The organism is Pseudomonas phytophila (assembly GCF_025643095.1).
Taxonomy (GTDB): Bacteria; Pseudomonadota; Gammaproteobacteria; order Pseudomonadales; family Pseudomonadaceae; genus Aquipseudomonas; species Aquipseudomonas quasicaspiana.
On record NZ_CP081201.1, the window covers coordinates 939,653 to 966,623 of the forward strand.

The 26,971-nt window shown below is 58.2% G+C and carries 21 protein-coding genes; 7 read left to right on the forward strand and 14 right to left on the reverse strand.

Going from position 1 to position 26,971, the window contains the following annotated elements; genetic code table 11:
* Nucleotides 1-7: 7 nt before the first annotated feature.
* The 10 genes from urtE to cbiE form a co-directional block, all read right to left on the reverse strand.
* Nucleotides 8-706 (reverse strand): urea ABC transporter ATP-binding subunit UrtE, encoded by a 699-nt coding sequence (urtE, locus tag K3169_RS04015; protein WP_122808453.1) that lies wholly within the window; start codon nt 704-706, stop codon nt 8-10.
* A 113-nt stretch (nt 707-819) separates the two neighbouring features.
* Complete coding sequence (gene urtD / locus K3169_RS04020; RefSeq protein WP_027901343.1) at nt 820-1,680, reverse strand: urea ABC transporter ATP-binding protein UrtD; 861 nt, start codon at nt 1,678-1,680, stop codon at nt 820-822.
* The gene (gene urtC, locus K3169_RS04025; protein WP_122808455.1) at nt 1,677-2,756 is read right to left on the reverse strand and encodes an urea ABC transporter permease subunit UrtC; all 1,080 of its coding nucleotides are present in this window, start codon (nt 2,754-2,756) and stop codon (nt 1,677-1,679) included. Before urtC ends, urtD begins: the two co-directional genes overlap by 4 nt.
* Nucleotides 2,756-4,327, reverse strand: a complete 1,572-nt coding sequence (gene urtB / locus K3169_RS04030; protein WP_231677168.1) for an urea ABC transporter permease subunit UrtB — start codon at nt 4,325-4,327, stop codon at nt 2,756-2,758. Before urtB ends, urtC begins: the two co-directional genes overlap by 1 nt.
* Nucleotides 4,328-4,482: 155 nt before the next feature.
* The gene (urtA, locus tag K3169_RS04035; protein WP_263270080.1) at nt 4,483-5,748 is read right to left on the reverse strand and encodes an urea ABC transporter substrate-binding protein; all 1,266 of its coding nucleotides are present in this window, start codon (nt 5,746-5,748) and stop codon (nt 4,483-4,485) included.
* 199 nt (nt 5,749-5,947) lie between these two features.
* Complete coding sequence (locus K3169_RS04040; RefSeq protein WP_263270082.1) at nt 5,948-9,055, reverse strand: hypothetical protein; 3,108 nt, start codon at nt 9,053-9,055, stop codon at nt 5,948-5,950.
* A gap of 277 nt (nt 9,056-9,332) precedes the next feature.
* The gene (locus K3169_RS04045; RefSeq protein ID WP_263270084.1) at nt 9,333-9,803 is read right to left on the reverse strand and encodes a copper chaperone PCu(A)C; all 471 of its coding nucleotides are present in this window, start codon (nt 9,801-9,803) and stop codon (nt 9,333-9,335) included.
* A 236-nt stretch (nt 9,804-10,039) separates the two neighbouring features.
* Nucleotides 10,040-10,777, reverse strand: coding sequence for a cobalt-precorrin-6A reductase (locus K3169_RS04050; protein ID WP_263270086.1), 738 nt, complete (start codon nt 10,775-10,777; stop codon nt 10,040-10,042).
* Nucleotides 10,774-11,871, reverse strand: a complete 1,098-nt coding sequence (locus tag K3169_RS04055; protein WP_231667698.1) for a cobalt-precorrin-5B (C(1))-methyltransferase — start codon at nt 11,869-11,871, stop codon at nt 10,774-10,776. Before K3169_RS04055 ends, K3169_RS04050 begins: the two co-directional genes overlap by 4 nt.
* Complete coding sequence (gene cbiE / locus K3169_RS04060) at nt 11,871-13,073, reverse strand: precorrin-6y C5,15-methyltransferase (decarboxylating) subunit CbiE (protein ID WP_263270088.1); 1,203 nt, start codon at nt 13,071-13,073, stop codon at nt 11,871-11,873. The genes K3169_RS04055 and cbiE overlap by 1 nt, the downstream gene beginning before the upstream one ends.
* A 117-nt stretch (nt 13,074-13,190) precedes the next feature.
* On the opposite strand from cbiE, the gene cobG reads away from it, so the two are divergent.
* From cobG to K3169_RS04095, 7 genes are all read left to right on the forward strand, one after another.
* A complete protein-coding gene (gene cobG, locus K3169_RS04065; RefSeq protein ID WP_317633751.1) occupies nt 13,191-14,543 on the forward strand; it encodes a precorrin-3B synthase in 1,353 nt (450 codons plus the stop codon).
* Nucleotides 14,536-15,162: a precorrin-8X methylmutase gene (locus K3169_RS04070; protein ID WP_027901353.1), complete on the forward strand. Its 627-nt coding sequence runs from the start codon at nt 14,536-14,538 to the stop codon at nt 15,160-15,162. The genes cobG and K3169_RS04070 overlap by 8 nt, the downstream gene beginning before the upstream one ends.
* The gene (locus tag K3169_RS04075; RefSeq protein WP_406643954.1) at nt 15,159-15,893 is read left to right on the forward strand and encodes a precorrin-2 C(20)-methyltransferase; all 735 of its coding nucleotides are present in this window, start codon (nt 15,159-15,161) and stop codon (nt 15,891-15,893) included. The genes K3169_RS04070 and K3169_RS04075 overlap by 4 nt, the downstream gene beginning before the upstream one ends.
* Nucleotides 15,893-17,596, forward strand: coding sequence for a precorrin-3B C(17)-methyltransferase (cobJ, locus tag K3169_RS04080; RefSeq protein ID WP_263270092.1), 1,704 nt, complete (start codon nt 15,893-15,895; stop codon nt 17,594-17,596). The genes K3169_RS04075 and cobJ overlap by 1 nt, the downstream gene beginning before the upstream one ends.
* Nucleotides 17,597-18,112: 516 nt before the next feature.
* Nucleotides 18,113-18,910, forward strand: a complete 798-nt coding sequence (locus tag K3169_RS04085; RefSeq protein ID WP_263270094.1) for a hypothetical protein — start codon at nt 18,113-18,115, stop codon at nt 18,908-18,910.
* Between the two features lie 54 nt (nt 18,911-18,964).
* Nucleotides 18,965-19,645 (forward strand): hypothetical protein, encoded by a 681-nt coding sequence (locus K3169_RS04090; protein WP_263270096.1) that lies wholly within the window; start codon nt 18,965-18,967, stop codon nt 19,643-19,645.
* A complete protein-coding gene (locus K3169_RS04095; protein ID WP_263270098.1) occupies nt 19,638-20,279 on the forward strand; it encodes a hypothetical protein in 642 nt (213 codons plus the stop codon). The genes K3169_RS04090 and K3169_RS04095 overlap by 8 nt, the downstream gene beginning before the upstream one ends.
* Here the strand turns inward: K3169_RS04095 and K3169_RS04100 are convergent, their stop codons facing one another.
* The 4 genes from K3169_RS04100 to purH all read right to left on the reverse strand — a co-directional run bounded on the left by K3169_RS04100 (nt 20,280) and on the right by purH (nt 26,956).
* The gene (locus K3169_RS04100; protein ID WP_027901358.1) at nt 20,280-20,876 is read right to left on the reverse strand and encodes a MarC family protein; all 597 of its coding nucleotides are present in this window, start codon (nt 20,874-20,876) and stop codon (nt 20,280-20,282) included.
* 70 nt (nt 20,877-20,946) lie between these two features.
* A complete protein-coding gene (locus tag K3169_RS04105; protein WP_263270100.1) occupies nt 20,947-23,736 on the reverse strand; it encodes a hybrid sensor histidine kinase/response regulator in 2,790 nt (929 codons plus the stop codon).
* 150 nt (nt 23,737-23,886) lie between these two features.
* A complete protein-coding gene (gene purD, locus K3169_RS04110) occupies nt 23,887-25,179 on the reverse strand; it encodes a phosphoribosylamine--glycine ligase (protein ID WP_263270102.1) in 1,293 nt (430 codons plus the stop codon).
* A gap of 169 nt (nt 25,180-25,348) precedes the next feature.
* Nucleotides 25,349-26,956: a bifunctional phosphoribosylaminoimidazolecarboxamide formyltransferase/IMP cyclohydrolase gene (gene purH, locus K3169_RS04115; protein WP_263270104.1), complete on the reverse strand. Its 1,608-nt coding sequence runs from the start codon at nt 26,954-26,956 to the stop codon at nt 25,349-25,351.
* Nucleotides 26,957-26,971 lie beyond the last annotated feature (15 nt).

A 26,971-nucleotide genomic window follows, 5' to 3' on the forward strand; every position in this document is an offset into this window, starting at 1 on the left:
ATACCACTCAGATGGTCACCAGACCACGCACGCCTTCGGCTTCCATATTCTCGCCCCGGCCTTGCTGAACGATCTCGCCACGGGACATCACCAGATACTGGTCGGCCAGCTCGGCGGCGAAGTCGTAAAACTGTTCAACCAGCAGAATGGCCATGTCGCCTCGCTCCGCGAGCTTCTTGATCACCACGCCGATTTCCTTGATCACCGACGGCTGAATGCCTTCGGTGGGCTCATCGAGGATCAGCAAGCGTGGACGGCTGGCCAGCGCACGACCAATCGCCAGTTGCTGCTGTTGACCGCCGGACAGGTCGCCGCCGCGTCGATGCTTCATCTGCAGCAACACAGGGAACAGCTCGTAAATGAATGCCGGGACTTCCTTTGCTTCAGAGCCCGGGAATCGCGACAGCCCCATCAACAGGTTCTCTTCCACGGTCAACCGGCCAAAAATTTCCCGGCCCTGTGGCACGTAAGCGATCCCGGCATGCACCCGTTGATGAGGTTTGAAACCGGTGATGGCTTTGCCTTCCCATTGCACAGCGCCCTCTTTGGCAGGCAGCAGGCCCATGAGCACCTTGAGCAAAGTAGTCTTGCCCACGCCGTTGCGGCCCAGCAGACACGTCACTTCACCGACCTTCACATCAAAGGACAGCCCGCGCAGGATGTGGCTACCGCCGTAGTACTGATGAAGTTGGCTAACGTGCAGCATTTGAGTTCCTCGATCATCAGCTTCAAGCGGCAAGCTTCAAGCTGTAAGAAAAAGCGGGTTTTGCTTTGGCTTCTAACTTGTCGCTTGCAGCTAGAAGCTTGCAGCTGGGCGCTTTAGCGACCCAAATACACTTCGATAACCCTTTCATCCGCCTGCACATCCGCCAGCGAGCCTTCGGCCAATACGCTGCCCTGATGCAGCACGGTCACGTGGTCGGCAATCGAACCCACAAAGCCCATGTCATGTTCCACCACCATCAACGAATGCTTGACCGCCAGGCTCTTGAACAGCTCGGCGGTGAATTCGGTTTCGGCGTCGGTCATGCCTGCGACTGGCTCGTCGAGCAGCAGCAATTGCGGATCCTGGACCAGCAACATGCCGATTTCCAGAAACTGTTTTTGACCGTGTGAAAGCAGACCGGCCGGGCGCTGCATGGACGATGTCAATCGTATGGTTTCCAGTACTTCGTCGATGCGGTCGCGTTGTTCGCCGCTGAGTTTCGCCCTCAGGCTGGCCCACACCGATTTATCAGTCTTCTGCGCCAGTTCGAGGTTTTCGAACACGCTCAAGGCTTCAAACACAGTGGGCTTCTGAAACTTGCGTCCGATGCCCGCCTGAGCAATTTCCACTTCGCTCATCTGCGTCAGGTCCAGGGTTTCACCGAACCAGGCCTTGCCGTGACTTGGGCGAGTCTTGCCGGTTATCACGTCCATCAGCGTGGTCTTGCCCGCGCCATTGGGGCCGATGATGCAGCGCAGTTCGCCGACGCTGATGTACAGATTCAGGTCGTTGAGTGCCTTGAAACCATCGAAACTGACGCTGATGTCTTCCAGCGTAAGGATCGTGCCGTGGCGCGTGTTCAGCCCTTTGCCGACGCTTTGCCCCAGGCCAATCGCATCGCGACTGGTGCCTGCATCAGCATTGGGGTCGAGAATAGGTTCGAGCATGAATGCCGGTGTCGGAGTGGTTTTCATTGTTCGCCCCTCTTCTTGAGCAAACCGATCACGCCTTTAGGCAGATACAGCGTGACGATGATGAACAGCGCGCCGAGGAAGAACAGCCAGTACTCCGGGAAGGCTACGGTGAACCAGCTCTTCATGCCGTTCACGAGGCCGGCACCCAGCAGCGGGCCGATCAGCGTTCCGCGCCCGCCAAGTGCTACCCAGACGGCGGCTTCAATGGAATTGGTCGGTGACATTTCGCTCGGGTTGATGATGCCGACCTGCGGCACATACAGCGCGCCAGCCAAACCACACAGCACTGCGCTCAATACCCAGACAAACAGTTTGAAACCACGCGGGTCGTAGCCGCAGAACATCAGGCGGTTTTCGGCATCGCGCAGGGCGGTCAGCACCCGGCCAAACTTGCTCTGCGCCAGACGCCAACCCACATACAGGCTCGCCACCAGCAGGATCACCGTCGCCAGAAACAGCGTGGCGCGGGTGCCTTGAGAGCTGATGCTGAAACCGAGAATGCTGCGGAAGTTGGTGAAGCCGTTGTTGCCGCCAAAACCGGTTTCATTACGGAAGAACAGCAACATACCGGCGAAGGTCAGGGCCTGGGTCATGATCGAGAAATACACGCCTTTGATCCGCGAACGGAAGGCGAAGAATCCGAACACCAGCGCCAGCAGACCCGGCGCCAACACTACAAGACACATGGCCCACAGGAAGTTATCCGTACCTGCCCAATACCACGGCAGTTCGGTCCATGACAGAAAGGTCATGAATGCGGGCAAGCCATCGCCCGCGGCTTCGCGCATCAGGTACATGCCCATGGCATAACCGCCGAGTGCGAAGAACAGGCCATGGCCCAGGGAGAGCAAACCGGCGTAACCCCAGACCAGATCCAGTGCCAGCGCGACGATGGCGTAACAGAGAATCTTGCCTACCAGCGTCAGGGTGTAGGCCGACACCTGAAAGCTGTTATCGGCAGGCAGCAGGGACAGCAGCGGCATCGCGAGCAGAATTGCCAGCACGATAACGCCAACCGCCACAGTACCTTTGGGGCCGACTTTTTGTGCGGCAGTGACCATCAATGGTTGGTTCATCAGTCGATCACCCGTCCTTTCAATGCGAAGAGGCCTTGCGGACGTTTCTGGATAAACAGAATGATCAGCGCCAGGATCAGGATCTTGCCCAATACAGCGCCGATTTGCGGTTCGAGAATCTTGTTGGCGATGCCCAGACCGAAGGCCGCCATGACGCTACCGGCCAGTTGCCCGACACCGCCGAGCACCACCACCAGGAACGAGTCAATGATGTAGCTCTGGCCCAGGTCCGGGCCGACGTTGCCGATCTGACTCAGGGCTACGCCGCCCAGCCCGGCAATGCCGGAGCCGAGCCCGAAGGCCATCATGTCGATGCGCCCGGTCGGCACACCGCAGCAGGCGGCCATGTTGCGGTTCTGGGTCACGGCACGCACGTTCAGGCCCAAGCGGGTTTTGTTCAGCAGCAGCCAGGTCAACACCACCACGAATAGCGCAAACGCAATGATCACGATGCGGTTGTAGGGCAGTACGAGATTGGGCAGTACCTGGAACCCGCCAGAGAGCCATTCAGGGTTGGCCACTTCAACGTTCTGCGCACCGAAGGCCAGACGCACGGCCTGTATCAGCATCAGGCTGATACCCCAGGTGGCAAGCAGGGTTTCCAGTGGTCGGCCATACAGATGGCGGATCACCGTGCGCTCCAGTGCCATGCCTATGGCCGCCGTAACGAAAAATGCCACTGGCAAGGCAATCAGCGGGTAGTACTCGATAGCACCCGGCGCATAGCGCTGGAACATCAACTGCACGACATACGTGGAGTACGCCCCAAGCATCAGCATTTCGCCGTGGGCCATGTTGATCACGCCCAGCAAGCCGAAGGTGATTGCCAGACCGAGCGCTGCCAGCAGCAGAATCGAGCCCAGCGACATCCCGCTGAATGCCTGACCGAGTAACTCGCCCACCATCAGCTTGCGTTTGACTTGCGCCAGGCTGGTTTCGGCTGCGATACGCACACTGGCGTCAGTTTCAACGCCCGGTGCCAACAAGGTTTCAAGACGAGTGCGGGCCAGCGGATCACCGGTTTCACCGAGCAGGCGCACGGCCGCCAGGCGGACGGTCGGGCTGGAGTCAACCAGTTGCAGATTGGCCAGTGCCAGTGTGAGTGCGTCGTGGACGTCATCATCTTTCTCATCGGCCAGTCGCACGCTCAGGAATGGCAACTGAGCAGGGCGGGCTGATTTTTGCAATTGCAGCGCCGCTGACAGACGCAGCTTTGCATCCTCAGACAGCAGTTGGTGGCTGGCCAGTGCGGTATCGACCAAACCACGCAAGCGGTTATTCAGGCGCAGTTTGCGCGGCTCATCGGTTGTTGGCGTATCAGCATCGACCGCGACGTATTTGTCGCCGGTTTCGATAAATGCACGTTTGCTGCTGTCAGCAGCGACTCGGCCTTCCTGCAGGGCATTGATCAAATCAATGCGTTCCGGAATGGGCTGGGCGGCCCAGCTCTCGAGGAGTTCGGCCTGTTGTGCGGAACTGGCCGCCACGAAATCACCGGCATCGCTGGCCTGTGCCGCCATGGGCAGCAGCAAGGCGAGGGTGAAGATGAAGCGGTACAGAATGTTGGGCATGGCGGGTGTCCTGAAAGCGTCCGCATGAATTGCGCGGAGTCTGTAGGAGCGCGCTTGCCCGCGATGACGTCAGCAAGGTCAGTGCATCTTCATTGCCTGACAAATTGCTATCGCGGGCAAGCGCTCCTACAGGGGGGAGGTGTGACCTCAGCTACTTAGTTACTCTTCACCGCATGATCCGGCTTCTTGTCGTTACCCGGGATGTACGGGCTCCATGGCTGGGCGCGGATCGGCTCTTTGGTCTGCCAGACGACGTTGAACTGACCGTTGTCCTCGACTTCGCCGATCATCACTGGCTTGTGCAGGTGATGGTTGGTTTTGTCCATGGTCAGGGTGAAGCCCGATGGCGCGGCGAAGGTCTGGCCTGCCATGGCTTCGCGGACTTTATCCACATCGGTGGACTTGGCTTTCTCGACCGCTTGCGCCCACATATGGATGCCCACGTAAGTGGCTTCCATTGGGTCGTTGGTCACGGCTTTGTCTGCACCCGGCAGGTTTTTCTTCTTGGCGTAGGCTTTCCAGTCAGCAACGAACTTGCTGTTAACCGGGTTCTCTACGGACTGGAAGTAGTTCCAGGCGGCCAGGTGACCCACCAGCGGTTTGGTGTCGATACCGCGCAGTTCTTCTTCGCCCACCGAGAACGCTACAACCGGAACGTCGGTAGCCTTCAGGCCCTGGTTGGCCAGTTCTTTGTAGAACGGCACGTTGGAGTCGCCGTTGACGGTCGAGATAACAGCCGTCTTGCCGCCCGCAGAGAACTTCTTGATGTTGGCAACGATGGTTTGATAGTCAGCGTGGCCGAACGGGGTGTAGACCTCTTCGATGTCCTTGTCCGCTACACCTTTGGAGTGCAGGAACGAGCGCAGAATCTTGTTGGTAGTGCGTGGGTAAACGTAGTCGGTGCCCAGCAGGAAGTAACGCTTGGCTGCGCCACCGTCTTCGCTCATCAGGTACTCGACCGCAGGAATCGCCTGTTGGTTAGGCGCTGCGCCGGTGTAGAACACGTTGGGCGACATTTCTTCGCCTTCGTATTGAACCGGGTAGAACAGCAGGCCGTTGAGTTCTTCGAACACCGGCAGCACGGATTTGCGTGATACCGAGGTCCAGCAGCCGAACACCACGGCAACCTTGTCCTGAGTCAGCAACTGACGACCTTTTTCAGCGAACAACGGCCAGTTGGACGCCGGGTCAACGACTACTGCTTCCAGCATCTTGCCGTTGACGCCGCCCTTGGCGTTGATTTCGTCGATGGTCATCAACGCCATGTCTTTGAGCGATGTTTCGGAGATAGCCATGGTGCCCGACAGCGAATGCAGAATGCCGACCTTGATGGTCTCGGCAGCTTGAACGGTCCATGTAAGGCCCATGGCCGCGATGGACGCGGACAGGGTAAACGCTTTGATCAGACTGCGACGCTTCATTGGGCTAGCTCCGTTATTGGTATTCGATGGGGCACACGAGATAACGCATATCTGATTGCTGTTTAGCAAAGGCTGGGCCAAGGCACGGAATAGCCCACCAGAACAGGAAGCTGTCCTGGTGGACAAGAAATGGGCGCACCAGCATGGGACTTATTTGGCGGGCTGGTGCGCAGTGCTGCGCTTAATTGGTGCTAGTGCTTTAAAGCATCAACTCAGTGTTGCCGGAGTACAGATCAAACATTTTTTCCGGAATGGCGGCCGGGCTTTTGAAGTAAACGTAGAAACGCTTGCCTACAAGACGACTGGCCACCAGTTGTAGCGGCGTGGAGGGCGCAATCGCCACGTGGTCTCCCAGAAAGCTGGTGAACAGGTTTTTCTTCGGCACAGACTCATTGAAAATGACAAACACTGTGCTGTCCTCACTGCCGGCCGCCTCGCGAATGAATCCGTCGCGGCTCCACTGCTCGCTGCTCCAGCGGCTGACAGAAGCAGACTGAATACCGTTATCGACGAACACCTGTCCGATCTCGGTGGTCAGTTTTCGCAGCCCGGCGGCGCTGACCAATGCTGCGCGATAAGCCCGCCCCTGATATTCGTTGAGGCAATAGAACTCGTTCAGAAAACGAAGGGTCCACGGTGTGCGCATTCTCGCGCGCAGCAGGCTGTTGATGGGCTGCGAGCCGCCTTCACAGTAATCCAGTATTTCAGGCAGTTCGCTGGCGTTGGAGGTTTGTGCCAGACGCAGATAGTTACGATTGAATGCCAGTTTAGAGACGGTGCTGACCTCCTCCGCCGAGCTCGGCCAATCCCTTGTCACATCGCCCAGTTCCCGATCCGACTGCCTCAACAGCAGGCTGCTTATCCGGGTGCGCAGGGTTTCTATTTTGCTCCAGACGCCCGGGCTGGATTCCACGGCGTAGGCGCGCTCTGCAATCAGCAAGTCGGGATTAGTGACGTCTACCCGATAGAGCCGACAGTGGCCGAACAGCCAGGGCTGACGTTTGATGAAGTATTGCTGCTCGCCTATCTGGACAGCATGGAACTGGTTAGCATCGTAGGGCACAACGGCGTCAAGGTCTGTGCGTTGCGATGTAGGGCTGGATGATTCCAGATAGCCGATCTGCTCCTCACCTTCAGAGGTGGTGCGCTGTACCAGTGGCGTGGCTGATCGCAGATCCTCCAGCGGGGCGAAAGGCTCACGATTTATGACCCAGCGACCCAGTGCGGCAGCGCCAAGATAGCCAACCGCACACAACAATTCGAAGGCGGCCCCATGGTAATCACCTTCTCTGAGATGTTGAAAAGCCTCCCAGAGTTTGAACAGGCCTACACCCGCCGCCAAGGCAATGAGTACCGGTGATGGAATGAACAGCATGGCAATATTCAGCGCGATGCTGCCAAACAATGAACCGTGTTTTTTGATCACTTCGGGACGGAAGTGAAGCTCATGCCTGCGGTTATGCTTGAGGTCGTGATGGGTCATGAGGTAGTCCTCGCCCTCCTCAACGTAATCAGGTTCGCCGAAAATAAGGCTGGGCAGCCTGGCTGGCGCTTTCAGGTGTTTGTACGTTTCCCGTGCACGAAAGTGCTTGAGCCATTGCTCGTACTCTTCGGCGCTGCATTCAACCGGGCGACTTTCCTCGGGTAACTGGCGTAGCAGGTATCGGGTGAAGTCGGGATGATCCAGAAACTGCTCACGCATGGCCTTCTCGTTGGGGTACCAGCGAAATACCCGACTGTCCGGGGCATTGAGGGTACAGAGCAACATCGGCTGATCGGCTGTTGAATCTTGCGGTGCGATACGCATGACATCAGGCAGCGTGTGTTGCTCCAGGATCATGAAGTCAAGGTTGATGGTTTTGCCATCGACCTTCTGCCGGGTCTCGACGCAGGGGTTATCAATGATGACCTTCATCCATGCCTTGGCCGCGTCGGGTAGCGGGTCAGCCTGAGCCTGTACCTGGTCCATGCGCAATTGGGCGATGGCGAGGCTTCTCACGTTCTCAAGCCAGGCTATCTGATGAGTTCCCTGAGGTTGCGGGCCATCGGGTATGTTTTTGCACAGATGATGCAACTGGATGATCGATTTACTGTAATCCTGCGCGGCAGCCACCCAGCGTTGCTGGTGCTCGTGGCTGACTGTTGACCACCAGTGCGGCATGTTGCCAGCGATCAGTCGATGGTCGTTGCGATCAAGCATCAGCGCATTGTCCAGATGCGCAGCCTGCGCAAGTCGTTGCGGCAGGGTGCGCGCGAAATCATCCGCGTCGATCCTCAGGGCTTTTGCCTGGCCTAACAGATAACTGAAATCGGCCTGTTGTCTGGCTAACTGTTGGTCAAACAACACCTGCAGTACCTCGCCATGCATGACCGATAATTGCCACCTCGGCGCTTTGGTCGGGAACGTGAGGATTTTAGCCCGAGACGCGGCGCTGAGGTTTTGCAGTACAACCTGTTTTTGTATGGCGTCACTAAAGCGCATCTCCAGCGAGTGGATCATCGCTGCAATGTTTGCAAAGCCTTCCAGGCCTTGATGTTCAGTGCGCAGCAACACCTCCCCCAGACTGCTGTCATTCAATGCGGGCGGGACCAGACTATGGGTGTGCGTGAGGACAAACGCCCCGGGGAAAATGTGCACTTCGCCTTGGCCATCTATCAGTGCCAGTTGAAAGGCCCCGTATCTTTGGACGGTGTCGTCATCGGCGGTACGTGGCCTGTTGAGTTGATCTTCAAGCATGGCGTGCTGGCTAATAGTGAGCAGGTTTTGCTCGACTGCCGCTTCGGACTCCAGCCGTAATGCTTTTTTGCGCTCGGTGATGAATCGCTCGCGTCGGCTGATGCCCTTGTCCAGGTAGCTCCAGTAGTCAGCCAATTGCTGGCGATAAGCAGGCTCAAACGCAATGTTGAAGTGCTTGTATAAATCCAGAATATGCTGGCATTCGAGATGCGCGATTTCGTCGGCTTCAGCCACTGTGTCGGCGGCTTTGTAGAAGCCTGCGTGGGCCGACAAATCGAAACTTTTGCGACCCAGAGCATGATCGAGGAGCGTGGCTCGAACCGGTTCCGAATACCGGAACTGACGCAGTGAGCGTTCGATGGTGGGGTGGCCTTGCACGGGTAACTGGGTGAAGGGCGGGATCGTCAGGCTTTTCAGCATGTAGGACGTCAGCCAGGTGTGGTTGATGTCGATGCTGACGCCAGGGTGATCGCGCTTGAGCAGGCGCAGAAACTCCTGTTCTGCGACGGTACGCAAATCGGGTGGGTACGCCGCGTTGCTGGCAGCGGGTGAAGCAGATTGAGTCGTCATGATTCCGTTTCGTTTTGTGAAAGATGCAGCTCACGAAATCGGATTTAGGGGAGGGTGTCTGTCGGCTGGAGGGCTTTTCTTGTTGGGGTTATTCTGCAAGAGCTGTAGGCATCAGGTCTGTGAGCCCTGTAGGACTGGCTTTAGCGGTGAACTTGAGGTTGATGCATATCTTGTGGGAGCGAATTCATTCGCGAAAGGGCCGATAGATTCACAGCATTTTCGTCGTCAGGGATGCGGCCCTCCTGGCTAAAGCCAGTCCTACAAGATCAAAACCCTGTCAATGACTGTGCGCGGATGCCCCAGGCGGCTGCTTCAGCACTTCGACCTCTAGCGTGACCGCACCTGACTTCTCGAAATGCAGGGTCAACGGGAAGCTTTTACCATCCGTAAGCGAAGCCTTGTCCTTCAGGTCCAGCAGCATCACGTGATAACCCATTGGCGCGAATACGGCGTCGCCACCCGCCGGGACTTCCACGTTTGGCACTTGCTGCATCTTCATCAAACCGTTGGCGTGAACATGTTCGTGAAGCTGAGCCGTGCCTGCGATGGGCGTGTCTACGCTGAGCAGGCGGTCTGTGCTCTGCCCATTGTTGTGAATGACAAAATAGGCCGCGACGTTGGGCGCATTCGGCGGCAGCTCCATTGACCATGGGCTGGCAATATTCAGCTCGGCGGCGCGATAGTCATTGGCGTTGGCGTAACTCACTGGCAGCAATAATGCGGTCAGCATGAGCAGGTGCTTCAACATTAAAGAGACTCCTGTCGATTGAGCTGCCATTTAGCCTGAACAGCCTGGCGATGTAAAAAGCCCGGAATGTGGCGCGATGCCGCGCTGTCGCAAAGCAACGTAGGACCTGTAGGCGCGCGCTTGGTCTGGGCCGCATCCGGACGATAACGTCAGCACAGCCGATATATTTATTGGCTGACACACCGAATCGCGGGCAAGCGCGCTCCTACAGGTAAAAAATCCTTCAGCAATCAGCATCAGAGCTGATACTGATCCAGCGCCTCAAGCAATGCCGCCGCAGAACCAAACTCCCGATCCACCTGCGGTAACTCCGGACGCTGGAGTATCAACACCGGCACTTTCAGTTCCCGCGCGACTTCCAGCTTGGCTTCGGTCGCATCGCCACCGCTGTTCTTGCTGATCAGCACATCAATGGTGCGCCGCTGAAAGAGCGCGCGCTCGTCCTCAAGCAGAAACGGACCACGCGCACCGATGACTTCGCAGCGCTCGTGCTGCGGCACGTCGCGCAGGGTATTTTCGAGGGCGCGTAACGTCCAGAACTGATGTGTGGGGATTTCATCCAGATGCTGCAAGGGTTCACGACCCAAGGTGAACAATGGACGCTTGAAGGGCTGCAGCGCTTTGATCAGCTCGGCCCAGTCCGCCACTTCGCGCCAATCGTCGCCCGGTCCCGGTTGCCAGGCGGGCCTGCGCAATGCCCAGCACGGCACTTTGGCGAGCCTGGCGGCGCGGGCCGCGTTCTGGCTGATTTGGGCCGCGTAAGGATGGGTCGCGTCGACCAGTAAATCGATGCCTTGCCCGGTAATGAACTGCGCCAGCCCTTCAGCGCCGCCGTAACCACCGACTCGCACTTCGCAGACAAGATCAGTCGGTACCCGGCCTACGCCTGCAAGGCTGTAAATATGCTGCGGCCCCAGCGTGCGGGCGATGGCCAGTGCGTCGGTCACTCCGCCAAGCAATAACACGCGCTTCAAGCACTGACTCCGGCTGTTCCGACGATGCCGCCCTGACGATCAATCGCGAAGACTTCCACTTCAACCTGCGATGGCACAACGCTGCGGGCGAAGTCCAGTGCGTGCTGGCAAACGATGTCACCCAGCGGCACCTCTGCTGCCGAGCACATCGCCAGAGCCTGCTGGCTGGTATTGGCTTCGAGAATGGCCTGCTGCAGTGCTTCATCGGCTCCTCCATCTGCCGCCCAGCGCGCCAGTTGCGGCAGGTCGATGCTGGAATGACGGCTGTGCAGGTCCATATGTTTTGCAGCCAGTTTGCTGATCTTGCCGAAGCCGCCGCAGATACTCAGTTTCGCCACTGGCACTTTGCGCAGGTGTTTGAGCACAGCCCCGACGAAGTCGCCCATCTCGATCAAGGCGATGTCCGGCATCTGATAGAAGCGGCGCATGGTGTCTTCGCTGGCGTTGCCCGTACAGGCAGCGATGTGTTGATAACCGTTGGTTTTGGCGACGTCGATGCCCTGGTGGATAGACGCGATATAGGCCGCGCAGGAGAACGGCCGGACAATGCCGCTGGTGCCCAGAATCGACAGCCCTCCGACAATTCCGAGGCGCGGATTCATGGTCTTCAGCGCCAGGGCCTCACCGCCTTCGACATTGACCGTGATTTCAAAACCGCCGGTGTAATTGAGCTCGTTGGCCAGCGCTTGCAGGTGTTCGATGATCATCATCCGTGGCACCGGATTGATCGCCGGCTCGCCCACTTTCAGGACCAGACCCGGTCGCGTGACAGTGCCTACGCCCTGACCTGCAATAAAAATTACCGTCGCAACATCCAGCAGCCGCACCCGGGAAAAAACCAGTGCGCCATGGGTGACGTCGGGGTCGTCCCCGGCATCCTTGATAGTACCGGCTTCTGCACCGTCCCCCGCCAATCGGCAGAACTCCAGGCGCATTTGCACGTGCTTGCCCTTGGGCAGGACGATTTCCACCGCATCGTTGACTTCACCGCCCAACAACAACCGCGCCGCCGCCAGACTGGTGGCGGTTGCGCAACTGCCGGTGGTCAGGCCACTTCGCAAGGGGGCGGGTTGTTCTGCGGTTTCGTTACGCATCAGGGTTTGACCACATCCAGCAGAGTGATAGGCAGAGCCTGACGCCACGTATCGAATTCGCCCAGCGGTTTGGCGTGGGCGATGTGGATACGGGTCAGTTCACCGCCATGTAGATCACGCCAGGCCATCAACGTTGCTTCGCTTTGCAATGTGACGGCATTGGCTACCAGACGGCCGCCGGAACGCAGTTGCTGCCAGCAGGTATCCAGCACGCCGGGGCGGGTCACGCCGCCGCCGATAAAAATCGCGTCGGGACGTTCCAGCCCGGCCAGCGCCTGAGGCGCACTGCCGCGCACCAGTTGCAGGCCCGGCACGCCTAGGGCATCGCGATTGAATTCGATCAGTTGCTGGCGGCCTTCATCGGCTTCAATGGCCAGGGTTCGGCAGGTGGGGTGGGCGCGCATCCATTCGATGCCGATAGAGCCGCAACCCGCGCCGACGTCCCACAACAACTCGCCCGGCACCGGGGCCAGGCGTGCCAGAGTGATCGCCCGCACATCGCGTTTGGTCAGTTGGCCGTCATGTTCGAAGGCTTCATCGGGCAAACCAGCCAACGGCGAAAGACGCAAGGCGCTGGCATCGGCACGGCAATCGATTGCCACTACATTCAGCGCGGCGATTTCGGGGTTGGCCCAATCACTGGCCAGCCCGTCCACGCGACGTTCGGCCGGACCGCCCAGATGCTCAAGCACGGTCATGTGACTTGGGCCGAAACCACGTTCACGCAGCAAACCGGCAATCGCCGCCGGGCTGCTGCCGTCATTACTCAGAATCAGCAGGCGCACACCGTGATGGAACCGGGCATTCAACGCGGCCAGCGGTCTGGCCACCACGGACAGCGTGACCACGTCCTGCAACGGCCAGCCCAAACGGGCCGCCGCCAGTGAATAGGAGGAGGGCGCAGGCAGGATCAGCATTTCTTCGACAGGCACAACGCGCGTCAGGCTGGCGCCTACCCCAAACAGCATCGGATCGCCGCTGGCCAGCACGCACACCTCAGCGCCGCGTTGTTCGAGCACAGGGTTCAGAGAGAAAGGGCTGGGCCAGGCGCGGCGTTCAGCCTTGATGCAAGGCGGCAGCAACTCCAGCTGACGCGGCCCGCCAAACACCTGATCGGCACGCAATAGAGCGTGCCGGGCGTTCTTGCCAAGGCTTTTGTAGCCGTCTTCACCAATTCCCACGACCGTCAGCCAGGGCGACATTTGCGTACCTCAATCCGATCTTCCGACAGAGCGGCTTTTCATGCCTGCGGACAAAGCAGGCATAATACCGCGCCTGATAGACACAAGTGCCTATTCAAACCAATTGATGGTGATCCATTGACCGAGCCGAAGTTCGCTCGCACGCCTCTAACGTCCTTACGCCCCTCGGCTTGTCCGGGGTTGCTGCGTATCGTCCCGGCACTGGATGGCGGCATCTGCCGGATCAAGCTGGCAGGCGGCTCGCTCAACGCGGCGCAGGCTAACGCCGTTGCACAGGCGGCGCACGCCTACGCCCATGGGGTGATCGAAGCCACTAATCGCGCCAACCTGCAGATTCGCGGCATTGGTGAGCAACAGGCGCAACTGATCGACACGCTGCTCGGGGCCGGGCTCGGCCCGAACAACCCCGACAGCGATGACGTGCGCAACCTGATGCTCAGCCCCGTGGCGGGCCTGGACCCACAGATGCTGCTGGACGTGCGACCTTTGGCCGCGCAGATTCTGGCTGCGCTGGAAAGCAATCCGCGCTTTCATGACCTGTCGCCCAAGTTCGCCCTGTCTCTGGACGGCGGCGAAGGCATGGTGATGCTCGAACATCCCCATGATCTGTGGCTGTCGGCGCTCAACGTGGACGGCGATATCATGCTGGGCTTCGGTCTTGCGGGTTGTCCTGCTCAAAGTTCGCCCTTGGCAGCGGTTCCGGTGGCTAGCGGGCTGGAGCTGGTATTGGCGGTTCTGGAGCTGTTTCTGGATCTGGCGCGTCCCGAGCAGGTGCGCATGCGACATCTGTTAGAGGAAGTTTCGGCGCAGCAATTGCTTGAGCAGCTACAGCTGCGTTTGAGTGTTGAACTGAGAGCTGATCAAAAAGTAACCGCCTGGCGTCGTCCTGCAAACAGTCCGAACCAGCACTTGGGAATTTATCCACAGCGGCAAACCGGCCTGGTAGCAGTAGGCGGTGCTGTGCCATTAGGGCGCATTGATCCGGCGATGCTGAACGCGGTTGCGCAACTGGCGACCGGGTTCGGCGATGGCAGCTTGCGCCTGACCCCTTGGCAAAGCGTGCTGTTGCCGAATATCCCGAGCGGGCAGGGTGCACGGGTGCTCTCGGCGTTGCAGGACGCCGGGCTGGTGTGCTCCGCCGATCAGCCGTTGGCACAGATCATCGCCTGCACCGGTTCGACCGATTGCGCTAAGGGACTGGCCGACACCAAGGCCGATGCAAGGCTGCTGGCCGGGCAATTGCAACGCAGCGGAGTCAGCCGACCAGTACATCTTTCAGCCTGCAAGCGTTCGTGTGCAGCGGCGCATCTGGCCTCGGTAACGTTACTGGCGGTTTCTCCCGGCCACTATGACCTTTATTTTCGCGATGCAGCGCAGCCCGGTTTCGGTGCCCTGCAAGCGCGTGACCTCACTATTGAAGCAGCCGGCGCATTGTTGATCGCCGACTCACGGAGCAGTACCCATGATTGATTACATCCGCGATGGTCAGGAGATTTATCGCAACTCCTTCGCGATCATTCGTGCGGAAGCGCGCCTGGATACGATCCCTGCCGACCTGGAAAAACTCGCCGTGCGCGTGATCCATGCCTGCGGCATGGTTGAGGTCATCGAAGACCTGCGTTTCTCGGAAGGTGCTGGCAAGGCCGGGCGCGACGCGCTGGCCGCTGGTGCGCCGATCCTGTGTGATGCGCGCATGGTGTCCGAGGGCATCACGCGTACTCGCCTGCCTGCCAACAATCAGATCATTTGCACATTGCACGATGAGGGTGTGCGGGAGTTGGCTCTGGAGCTGGGTAACACTCGTTCCGCCGTAGCGCTGGAGCACTGGCGTGAACATCTTGAGGGCAGCGTCGTGGTGATCGGCAATGCGCCGACCGCCTTGTTCTATCTGCTGGAAATGCTTGATGCGGGCGCGCCTAAACCGGCCCTGATTCTCGGCTTCCCGGTCGGTTTCGTCGGGGCGGCCGAATCCAAGGCCATGCTTGCCGCCGACAGTCGTGGCGTACCGTTCGTGATCATGCAGGGGCGTCGTGGCGGCAGTGCCATGGCCGTGGCTGCCCTCAACGCACTGGCCACGGAGATCGAATGATGCAGGCACGCGGTCGATTGATTGGCCTGGGCGTCGGCCCTGGCGACCCCGAGCTGATTACCGTCAAAGCCCTGCGCTTGCTGCGTGAGTCGCCAGTGGTCGCGTACTTCGTGGCCAAGGGCAAGAAGGGCAATGCGTTCGGCATCATCGAAGGTCATTTGCAGGACGCCCAGACCTTGATGCCGCTGGTCTACCCGGTGACAACCGAAGCGCTGCCTGCGCCGATGTCCTACGAAAAAGTCATCAGTGATTTCTACGATGAGGCCAGTTTCGATGTGGCGGCCCATCTGGACGCTGGTCGTGACGTGGCGGTGATCTGCGAAGGCGATCCGTTCTTTTACGGTTCCTACATGTACCTGCATGACCGCCTTGCCGATAAATACGAAGCTCAGGTCATACCGGGGGTCTGTTCGATGCTGGGGGGCGCATCGGTGTTGGGCGCGCCGCTGGTGTATCGCAATCAGAGCCTTTCAGTCTTGTCCGGCGTGCTGCCCCATGAAGAACTCAAGCGCAAACTGGCCGATGCTGACGCAGCGGTGATCATGAAGCTGGGTCGCAACTTTCCAAAAGTCCGCCAGGTGCTGGAAGAATTGGGCCTTGCAGAGCGGGCGCTGTACGTTGAGCGGGCGACCATGGCCAATCAGAAAATCGTACCGCTGGATGAAGTGGTGCCGATGTCTTCGCCGTACTTCTCGCTGATCATTGTTCCTGGCGAAAGGTGGCGGGGCTGATGGCGCACAACATTCCAGCCATTGTGATTCTGGGCAATGGCAGCTTGGCGACTGCCCGACGCATTCAGCAGCTCTATCCGGACTCGCTGATTTACGGCTTGATTGATCGAGTACAGGACGCGGACCGGACCTACAGCGAGTTTGGTGCAACCTTGCGTCAGTTCTATCAACAGAACACGCCGATCATTGCCCTGTGTGCGGCGGGTATCGTGATTCGCACCCTTGCACCTTTGCTGCTGGAAAAAGGCGCTGAACCCGCCGTGCTTGCCATCGCTGAAGACGCTAGCGCCGTAGTACCGCTGCTGGGCGGCCTCGGCGGGGTCAATGTCATGGCCCGGGAAATCGCTGCCGGTCTGGGTATCGCGCCTGCGATCACCACCAGTGGCGAGCTGCGTTTCGGCACGTGCCTGCTCAATCCTCCAAGTGGCTATGCGCTGGGTGATCTGGAACTGGGCAAGCGTTTTGTCTCTGATTTGCTATCCGGAGAAAGCGTACGCATTGAAGGTTCTGCGCCCTGGCTGACCGATGCAAAACTGCCGGAGGACGAGCAGGCGCAATTGGCAATTCACGTCAGCTGCACCGAGCGTGAGCCGTCGGCCCATGAACTGCTGATCTACCCGCGCAGCGTAGCGGTGGCTGTAACGGTAACCAGCACTGAGCTGGCTGTTGGCATCCGCGCTGCGCTGCACGATGCGGGTATCGCTATTCAGTCACTGGCCTGTCTGTTGGCGGCTGATTCACAGATGGCCGATCCGTTGCTGCATCAGGCGGCCCGCGAACTCGACGTGCGACTGCGTTTTGTTACTGCGGCTTCAGCGGTTGATATGGCTGCGCAAGCCGTGCCGCAACTGCTGCCGCCGATCAGCGTCAACGAGGGGTTGGCAATTACTGTCGCCCCTCAACCGCTAGATGTGGAAAAGATTGGCAAGGGTCGCGGCAGGCTTGCCGTTATCGGCCTTGGGCCGGGTGCCGCAGAGCTGATGGTGCCCGCCGTCAAGGCCGAACTGGCCCGGGCCAATGACATTCTGGGTTACGAAACCTATGTGCGCATGGCCGGGCCGTTTCGGGCTGATCAGGTCATGCACTGCACCGATAACCGTGAAGAAATGCAGCGCGCCCGACATGCCTTTGAACTGGCAGCTTCCGGGCGCTCAGTCGTGGTCGTGTCGTCCGGCGACCCCGGTGTGTTTGCCATGGCCGCAGCGGTGCTGGAAGCGCTGCACGAATCGACCGATGCCGATTGGCACAACGTCGAGCTGGAAATCCTGCCCGGAGTCTCCGCGTCGCTGGCAACCGCCGCTCAGGCAGGGGCGCCGTTGGGCCATGACTTCTGCGTGATGTCGCTCTCGGACAATCTCAAGCCGTGGGACATCATCGAAAAGCGTCTGGATCTGGCCTCTCAGGCTGATCTGGCGCTGGCCTTCTACAACCCGATTTCCCGCTCCCGTCCCTGGCAGCTGGGGCGCGCGCTGGAAATCGTCCGCCAGCATCGCACGCCTGAAACGCCTGTCACGCTGGGGCGAGATATAGGCCGACCGGGGCAAACCTTGCGGATTCTTACGCTGGGCGAGCTGACACCTGATCAGGTGGACATGCGCACCATGGTGCTGATTGGCTCTTCGACGACCTGCACATTTGCTCGGGCAGATGGCAGTCAATGGGTTTACACGCCCCGTTGGTATGGCGAAAAGCCGACTGGCTAGCGCAGGCATTCGAGTGGGCAGCATCCCGGTTTGTATGCTTCCAGCACACAGGATCGGGAGCTGCCGACAGCAGCTTCCTGCTCGTCAGATCACCTCCTGAAGCAGCAGGCGCTATCTTTCAGTGCCCGGACTACTATTTCCCATTTCTTTTATGTATTCATTTCGTGTAGGAATATACGACTTCTGACCGGCTTTCTATAACTTGTCCTGTCCGAAAGTTATTTTGTGGAAGTAAGGATCTAGTCTCCAAGCCCTGTTTGCTGCAAGTTGCCAATGTAATAAATTATGTGTCATGGATGATCGACAGTTGCTATCGGTAAATGACTTGCCTAGGCTGAGCGTGTGGTCTTGATGTTGTGGATGTTATGAGTTTGACCATTTGATTTGTTACCGCTTCTGAAAGGACATCCCATTATATTTATTGGCTTTATGTCGATGAGGTGAAATTTGACCTTGTCAGTCCGCATGGCCTGAATACGAACTCGTGGACGAGTCGTTAACTAAAAGGAATTTTTTATGAATGATGCATTGGACTTTCGTGAAAGTCCGGCTGAACGGATCAGTTTTGTACAAGGGCTGGACTTCGATACTGCTTCACCGGTCGCCATGAACCGTACACGAATGACGCGGACGCTGGACCTTGATCCAAAGAACGATGAAGCGGCCGTGGTTGCCAACACTATTCTGGGGTTCGTCGCGGGGATGTCGCGAGAAAACAAGGATGCCGTGAAAAAGACGGTATTGCTGGCGGTGCTCGTTGCCGACAACGCATTTGGTCTGGAGCGCGGGGGCGAAAACTGGTTCAACAAATTTTACAGCGTCATGAATGGGGTGGGCTGGGTTCCGGAACACTGGGATTACGCTCAATACCGGACGACCGATCAGCGCTTCACCATGGAGCAGGTCGGGCTCAAAATTCTCGGTTCGGCTATTGCCACCATGGCAGGCTCAGGTCCAGCCGCAATGATATTGGCCAAAGTTGCAAAGGACGCTATCGAGGCGCTTCAAGTCAGCAACGAGCCAGTGGAACTGTTCAAAAGGCATACCCGCGACTACGACAAAGGAAATTTCTGTATTGGCTCGTGTATTGAATCTCAAGGGGAAGTTTATTTTGCATTAGGTGCGCTGCGTTGCAACGTGCGGATCAATACGGTCGACGTGTTGTTCACGGAGTGGCATAACTCCACGATCAATATTTCTCGCGGTGAGGCTGCCTGGATTCTCGATCAGGAAGAGTACAGCTTCCACCGTGGGGCTATTGTCAGCAAGTTGCGTGACAAAGCAACGCGCGATATTGCCAGCTATCCGATCTGAAGTTATCAAGGGGGGTGTGAGCCCCCCGTCTATTTTATATTCAGGAGGAATGCCATGTGTGATATCACACTGGATGCTTATGTTAATGCCCGGGATTTTATAATGTTCGACCGGCGGGTTGATTCGACCGTGAAGTCGGATATTCTTTCGTCGACACTTTATACGCAACTTGCAGCCGATAACAAAGTACCGAGCGTTTCCGATTATTCCAGGTGGCGGCAAACTTACCTGGACGCAATGACCACCTTTGGCTGGCGGTTATCCACCAGCAAGGCGTATAGCCATGCGCCGGATACTTCAGTCGGGTTTAGCGTCTGGACGCTGATCACTGATATTTTTGCGCGGTCATGCGTGGCCAGGTTACCTGATGCCGCGCCAGGTCTGGCTGCTCTGGCCAGCCCGTTGCTGGCGCAGATGAGGCAAAGGGAGGGGACCGCTCGCATCGCTCATACAACACCGATCGGGTTGTCCAGCCAGCAGGTTCAGGTCAGCTTTGTGTCTGCAGAGCACATCCTGTACTCGGTATTGGTTTCGATTAATACAACGCAACCTCTTGATGACCATCCGCTGCTGAAGTCGCTTGATCCAGCGCTCATTGTCGGTGCCATTGATGTCATGTTCTTTTCCGCAGAACTGCTGGATATCCACTACGAGATGTACCGGGACGCTTTCGAATCGGCCTTGGCTGAGAGAAAGAAGACGCTGACTGTAAGAGTAGGGGTGGGCGATGAGTGAGATGACATCGAGTGTCGTAGTCGCTGGCAGTAACCTTATTTCCTTCATGGCAGGGCTCACGCGTGAAGAAAAGAAAGATGTCTCGGATTTGCTGAGGTACGCCGACTACTTTGCCAGCCAAACCTACGACCGCAGTGAGTTATGGACCAGCTGGATGGGGTACTACCGTAACCGACTGGAGAAATTCAGCACGGTAAAGGCTCGCATTGTAAAAGAGCCCATGGTGATAACCGACGCTGAAGAGCTGGAGCAGATCACCGCCAGCGTCGTAGGGACGGCTGGCTCGTCCAGCCTCGCCAGGCTGATGCAACACAGCCTCAGGACGGTCAGAATCGACAAGGACGCTCAATTGTTTTTCCAGCATGGCCGGGGCAGTGGTCGTCTGCGTACGTTCCAGGTGGTTGGCTGCGAGAAGACGCCTGCCGGTCAGATCTTGATCGTGCTGTGCGCCTTACACGCCAATGCTTACACCGAGGTGGATATTCTGGGCCTTTCCGAGCGGATCCAGCGCGACATTGTGCTGCGTATCAGCGGCGGAGTGTATGAGTTGGATCGTGAGCAATATGCGATGCAGCGGGAAAGCATCACGTCGAAACTGAGGTACGTCACCCGCCTTGCAATTCAGGACATATGATCAAGGCACGAGATAGCCGCGAACGCCGGTAAAGATAATCTGCGCGGCCAGCGCACATACAAACAAACCCATCAACCGGCTGACGATCTGCAAGCCTTGTTCGCCCAGAATGCGTTCAATGTTGTTGGCCAGGTACAGCACCACGCCAACAGTGAGACTGGCCAGGGCAATACTGACAATGGCTGTCAGCTTGTCATCCCAGTGAGGCTGGCTCACGCCCATCACCAACAGCGCACCAATAGTACCGGGGCCGACAGTGAGCGGAATTGTCAGCGGGACGATGGTCACGTCCTGCTGAACATTGTCGGTTTGTACCGCTGACTTGCCTTGCGCCATGCCCAACGCCGAAATGAACAGCACGCTGCCTGCGCCAATCCGGAAGGCATCAACGGTGATGCCGAACACGCTGAATATCACCCTTCCGAACAGATACAGCAGCACGCTGGAAATCAGGGTTGCCAGCGCGACCTTCCACGCCAGACGCCGTTGCTCTTTGCGCGAGTGGCCACGCGTCAGGCTGATGAAGCAGGACAGGACGAAGAACGGGCTGTAAAGCACCAGCATCTTCAGATAAACGCTGAACAACACATGGAGCATGGCTTGGGCTCGACAGCAGATAAAGGCGTGGCGAGTCTATCAGGGCGCAATAGACGTCGATGACAGCAGATCAGTTTTGTTGGTACAGGTCACCGGCCGAGGTCAGCGTACGAACCTTCTCACGTTGCGCGACCCAGTGTTCCACCAGCTCGCGCAGTTGGGACAACTCCACGGGTTTGGCCATGTGACCATCCATCCCCGCCTGACGGGCGCGATCCTTGTGTTCGGTCAGAATGTGCGCGGTCAGTGCTACCACCGGTGTTCTCACCCTTTGATTGCCAACTTCCCAGGCACGTAGCTGTTCGGTGGCAGAGAAGCCATCCAGAATTGGCATCTCGCAGTCCATCAGCACCAGGTCATAGCGCTGGGCCTTCATTGCGCGCAATGCCTCTTCGCCGTTGCTGGCGGTGTCCGGATTCAGGTTGAGTTTGCCCAGCATGCCGCGAATCACTTTGGTGGAGATGTTGTTATCTTCTGCGACCAGAATGCGGAAGTCGCTGGGCACCTTGACCGGTATGTTGTGGATCGGTGTCACCAGATGCGGCATTGCACCCTTGTTCAGTTGGGTAAGCTCGTCCGCCAGCGTGGTCTTGAGTGTGTAGCCCGCAACGGGTTTGGCCAGAATCCTTTTTATCCCGGCGTTGCGGGCAATGACCTTGCTCGGCGCGTTGCTGATGCCAGTCAGCATGATCAGCAGAATATCGTGGTTCAGGCTCGGATCTTCCTTGATCTTGGCTGCCAGTTGCATGCCGGTCATGCCGGGCATGTTCTGGTCCAGCAGCACCACATCAAAGTAATCACGCAAATGCGCCTTGGTTCGCAACAGCGCCAGCGCTTCTTTGCCGGACGACACGGCACTGACGTTCAAGCCCCAGGCGCTGCATTGCTGGACCAGTACCTTGCGGCAGGTTTCATTGTCATCGACCACCAGCACGCGAGCACCCTTGAGCGGGCTGTCGAGATCCAGTGGCGGCTGCTCCAGACGATTAGCATCCAATGGCAGACTCAGCCACAGCGTGCTGCCGTGAGTGCCGCCGGATTGAATACCGAATTCGCCGCCCATCAGTACGATCAACTGGCGAGCAATGACCAGGCCCAGATGCCCGCCCAGCTTGCTGGATGCCAGGAAGTTCTTGCTGTGCAGTTCTGCATGCAGCAGCGCTTCGCGCTCATCACTGGAGAGCGCTTCGCCGCTGTCCTGCACAGCAATGCGCAGTCGAGGTTTACCGGCGCGTGAGTCGAGTGCGACCACCACCAGAATTTCGCCCTCGTCGGTTTTCTTCAGGGCGTTTTCCAGCAGGCTCAACACGGTCTGGCGCAGGCGTGTCGGGTCACCGCTGATGACACGAGGCACTTGTGGCTGAATCAGACTGATCAGCTCCACCTCCTGCTGCTCGGCCTTGGCGCGGAAGATATTCAGGCAATCTTCGATCAGGGCGCTGAGGTCGAATTGCACATCATCCAGCTCGATCTGGCCCGATTCGAGTTTGGTGATGTCGAGAATTTCGTTGATCAGGCTGAGCAGTTCGTTGCCTGCGCTGTGAATCGTCTGCACGTAGTCGCGCTGTTTGACCGACAGCGGAGTGCCCAGCAGCAGTTCGGTCATGCCCAGCACACCGTTCATCGGCGTGCGGATTTCATGGCTGATCTTGGCCAGAAACTCTGCTTTGGCGTTGATTTCTGCAGTACTGGCGGCCTTGTCACGGCTGATGCTGAAGTTGTCTTCGGTGAAGCTGCGGTGACGCTCGCTGATTGCCACGCTCATCAACAGGCCGCTGAAGCAAAACACCGCCAGCAGTGTGAGGATTAGCCATTGCGGGGAAATCCAGGTCAACCACAGCAGTGCTGGAAGAATGACCAGGCAGCCAATGTTGAAAGTCACCATCGACAGCACGAACAGGCGAGCGGGCCAGTAGCCTTTTTGCCAGTGGTAAGCAGAGACGAACAGAATCCCCACGGTCGCGAGTGTCACCAGTCCAAACGTGATCACGTTGAGTGGCAGCGTGTCCACGAACAGTATTAGCAGACAGCCCAGGGCTATGACCACCAGACTGCCCATCAACAGGCGATTGAGTGCGACGACATTGCGATGGGCAAAGAAGGAGTGTGCGTACATCAGGCCTGCGAGCGCTGCGAACAGCAGGGTCAGGTGCGCCGCGGGTGTCTGGGCGATGTGCCAGGTCTTGAGCCATGGGGTCAGCAGGTTTAGCAGCAGGGCCGCGCTGAGCGCCAACAATCCTTCACAGCTCGCGAGCCACAGGTTGCTGCGTGAGCGGGTGTGGGCGTAACGCGTCAGATTTTGCAGGATCAGCATGGCCAGCGAGCCGAACAACAGGCCAAACAGAAACGGCTCACGCTCATCCGCGGCGCTGTTGATTGCCGGTTGCAGGCTGATATTCGGCCGAAGTTGCTGGGTTGAGACCAGCCGTAGATAGATATCCACAGGGGCGTTACTTTGCGGGATGGGCAGCATGAAGTCGCTGGCCCGCAGGACATCGCTCTGCGGCGCGACGTTGTTGCCGGTGCGCGTGTGGTTGAGCAGTTTGTCGCCTTCAAGGACATAAAGGTCCAGGCTGGCAAGGTCTGGCGCGAAGATGCGCAGTAGCTGTTCGTGATCGCCGGGTTGCAACTGATAGTGCAGCCACAGAGCGCTATTGCGATCGGCTGCGGTGACCTGATCAAGGTCAGTCGGGCTGAGCTGGTTCTGATAACGGGCCGAACGGACGTCGCTCAATTGCAGGTTTGCCTGCGTGTCGAGTAATGTTGACCAGCCCGCACTTGGCTGGGCTTGCGCCGACAGCACGAAGAGCAGGGTCAACAGCCCTACAGTTAAACCTTTGGCAATCCTGAGCCAGCGCACGGTGAAATCCCTTCGTAAGATGAATGCCCGATCACTCTAAACTCTATTTTGAATCTTCGCGTGCCGTCCTGAAAGGGCCGGCCGAACCCGACAGGCCGGGAGAACGCTGATGCGCTGCTCCCGGCCCGCCGAAGCCCGGCTGAAGGCTTATTACAGGTCTTCACCACGCTCGCGGGCAATGGCGCGATAGCCGATGTCACTGCGATAGAAGCAACCTTCCCAATCAACCTTTGCGGCCAGAGCATAGGCGTGTTTTTGAGCATCGCCCACTGTTTCGCCCAATGCAGTCGCACAAAGTACGCGACCACCACTGGTGACTACCTGACCGTCTTGCAGTGCAGTGCCTGCGTGGAACACTTTCCCTGGCAGTTGTGCGGCGTCATCCAGGCCTTTGATCGCTGCGCCTTTGGCGTAATCGCCAGGGTAGCCGCCAGCGGCGAGGACGATGCCCAGACTCGGGCGTGGATCCCACTGAGCTTCCACTTTATCCAGCGCCTGGGCCAGAGCAGCTTCCACCAGCAAGACCAGACTCGATTGCAGACGCAGCATCACCGGTTGGGTTTCCGGATCGCCGAAGCGGCAGTTGAACTCGATAACCTTCGGGTTACCCGCCTTGTCGATCATCAGCCCGGCGTACAGGAAGCCGGTGTAGACATTACCTTCGTCAGCCATGCCACGCACGGTCGGCCAGATGACCAGATCCATCACGCGCTGGTGAACCTTGGCGGTGACGACCGGGGCAGGGGAGTAAGCACCCATGCCGCCCGTGTTCGGGCCACTGTCGCCGTCGCCGACGCGTTTGTGGTCCTGGCTGGTGGCCATCGGCAACACGTTCTTGCCGTCAACCATCACGATGAAGCTGGCTTCTTCGCCATCAAGAAACTCTTCGATGACAACCCGCGAACCGGCTTCGCCGAACGCGTTACCAGCCAGCATGTCGCGCACGGCGTCTTCGGCTTCGGCCAGGGTCATGGCGACGATTACGCCTTTGCCTGCAGCCAGGCCGTCGGCCTTGATGACAATCGGAGCACCTTTTTCGCGCAAGTAGGCCAGCGCAGGCTCGATTTCAGTGAAGTTCTGATAGTCGGCAGTCGGGATCTTGTGACGAGCCAGGAAATCCTTGGTGAACGCTTTCGAGCCCTCCAGCTGAGCAGCGCCAGCAGTAGGGCCGAAGCAGTCGAGATTGCGGCTGCGGAACAGATCAACCACACCGGCAACCAGTGGCACTTCGGGACCGACGATGGTCAGGGAGACGTTCTTTTCAGCGAAATCCGCCAGTTGTTCAAGGGCCAGCACGTCGATAGCGACGTTCTCGCACTTCGCTTCGATAGCGGTCCCGGCATTGCCCGGTGCAACAAAAACCTTCACGACGCGTGGGTCCTGAGCGACTTTCCACGCCAGAGCGTGTTCGCGGCCACCACTGCCAATGATTAATACGTTCAAAGAAAGACTCCTTCGGAGAAGCTGCAAGCTAAAAGCGGCAAGTAAAAGCAGATTGTGCGGCTTTTAACATGGCTCATGGCTTTGAATTAGTAAGGCTGCAAGGGCGGGCAAGAGGATCGAAAATCTGCTTTTGCTTGCCGCTTGCAGCTAGAAACTTGCCGCTGACACTTTAGTGTCTGAAATGCCGCATCCCGGTGAATACCATGGCGATACCGGCTTCATCAGCCGCCGCAATCACTTCGCTGTCACGCATCGAGCCGCCTGGCTGGATCACCGCAGTGATGCCCACCTTGGCTGCGTTGTCGATGCCGTCACGGAACGGGAAGAATGCGTCGGAAGCCATGACCGCGCCCGCTACCTGCAAACCGGCGTGTTCGGCTTTGATTGCCGCGATGCGGGCCGAGTTTACGCGGCTCATCTGACCTGCGCCGACACCGATGGTCTGGCGATTCTTGGCATAGACGATGGCGTTGGACTTGACGTATTTGGCCACTTTCCAGGCGAAGATCAGGTCGTGGATTTCTTTCTCGCTTGGCGCACGTTTGGTGACCACTTTCAGGTCATCAGCGGTGATCATGCCGATATCACGGCTCTGAACCAGCAAGCCGCCATTGACGCGCTTGTAGTCCCACGCGGCGCTGCGTTCAGCGGCCCATTGGCCGGTGCTCAGCAGACGCACGTTGGCTTTGGTGGCAACAATGGCCTGTGCTTCGGCGCTGACGCTCGGGGCAATGATCACTTCAACGAACTGACGCTCGACGATGGCCTTGGCCGTTTCGGCGTCCAGCTCACGGTTGAAGGCAATGATGCCGCCAAATGCAGATTCGGTGTCGGTCGCGTAGGCCAGTTCGTAGGCCTGACGAATGCCGCCTTCGTTGTCCAGCGCGACTGCAACGCCGCAAGGGTTGGCGTGCTTGACGATAACGCAGGCTGGTTTGACGAAGCTTTTCACGCATTCCAGTGCAGCGTCAGTGTCGGCCACATTGTTGAACGACAGTTCTTTACCCTGTAACTGGGTTGCAGTGGCGATACCGATTTCAGCCGGGTTGGCTTCAACGTAAAACGCCGCGCTCTGGTGCGGATTCTCGCCGTAGCGCATTTCCTGAGCCTTGACGAACTGGCTGTTGAAGGTGCGCGGGAATTCGCTGCGGCCTTCGGTGCTCAGGGTCTCGGCCTTCTGGTCAATGCTGCCCAGATAGTTGGCGATCATGCCGTCGTAAGCTGCGGTGTGCTCAAACGCCTTGAGCATCAGGTCGAAACGCTGTGCGTAAGTCAGACCGCCAGCCTTGAGGCTTTCCAGTACCTGACCGTAATCGCTGGCATTGACCACGATAGCGACATCTTTATGGTTTTTTGCTGCAGAACGGACCATGGTCGGGCCGCCGATGTCGATGTTCTCGATGGCAGTCGGCAGGTCGCAACCCGGTTTGGCAACCGTGGCCTGGAACGGGTAGAGGTTCACTGCAACCAGATCGATCGGGTTGATGCCGTGCTCGCTCATGATGGCGTCGTCGATGCCGCGACGCCCCAGGATGCCGCCGTGGATTTTCGGGTGCAGGGTCTTGACCCGGCCGTCCATCATTTCTGCGAAGCCGGTGTAATCAGCGACTTCTACCGCTGCGACGCCATTGTCCTGCAACAGCTTGAAGGTGCCGCCAGTGGACAGGATCTCAACGCCAAGGGCTTCCAGTTCACGGGCAAATTCAAGGATGCCGGTCTTGTCGGAAACACTGATCAAGGCGCGGCGAATCGGCAGGCGGGTAGTCTGGTCGGTCATTTCAATTTCCATCAA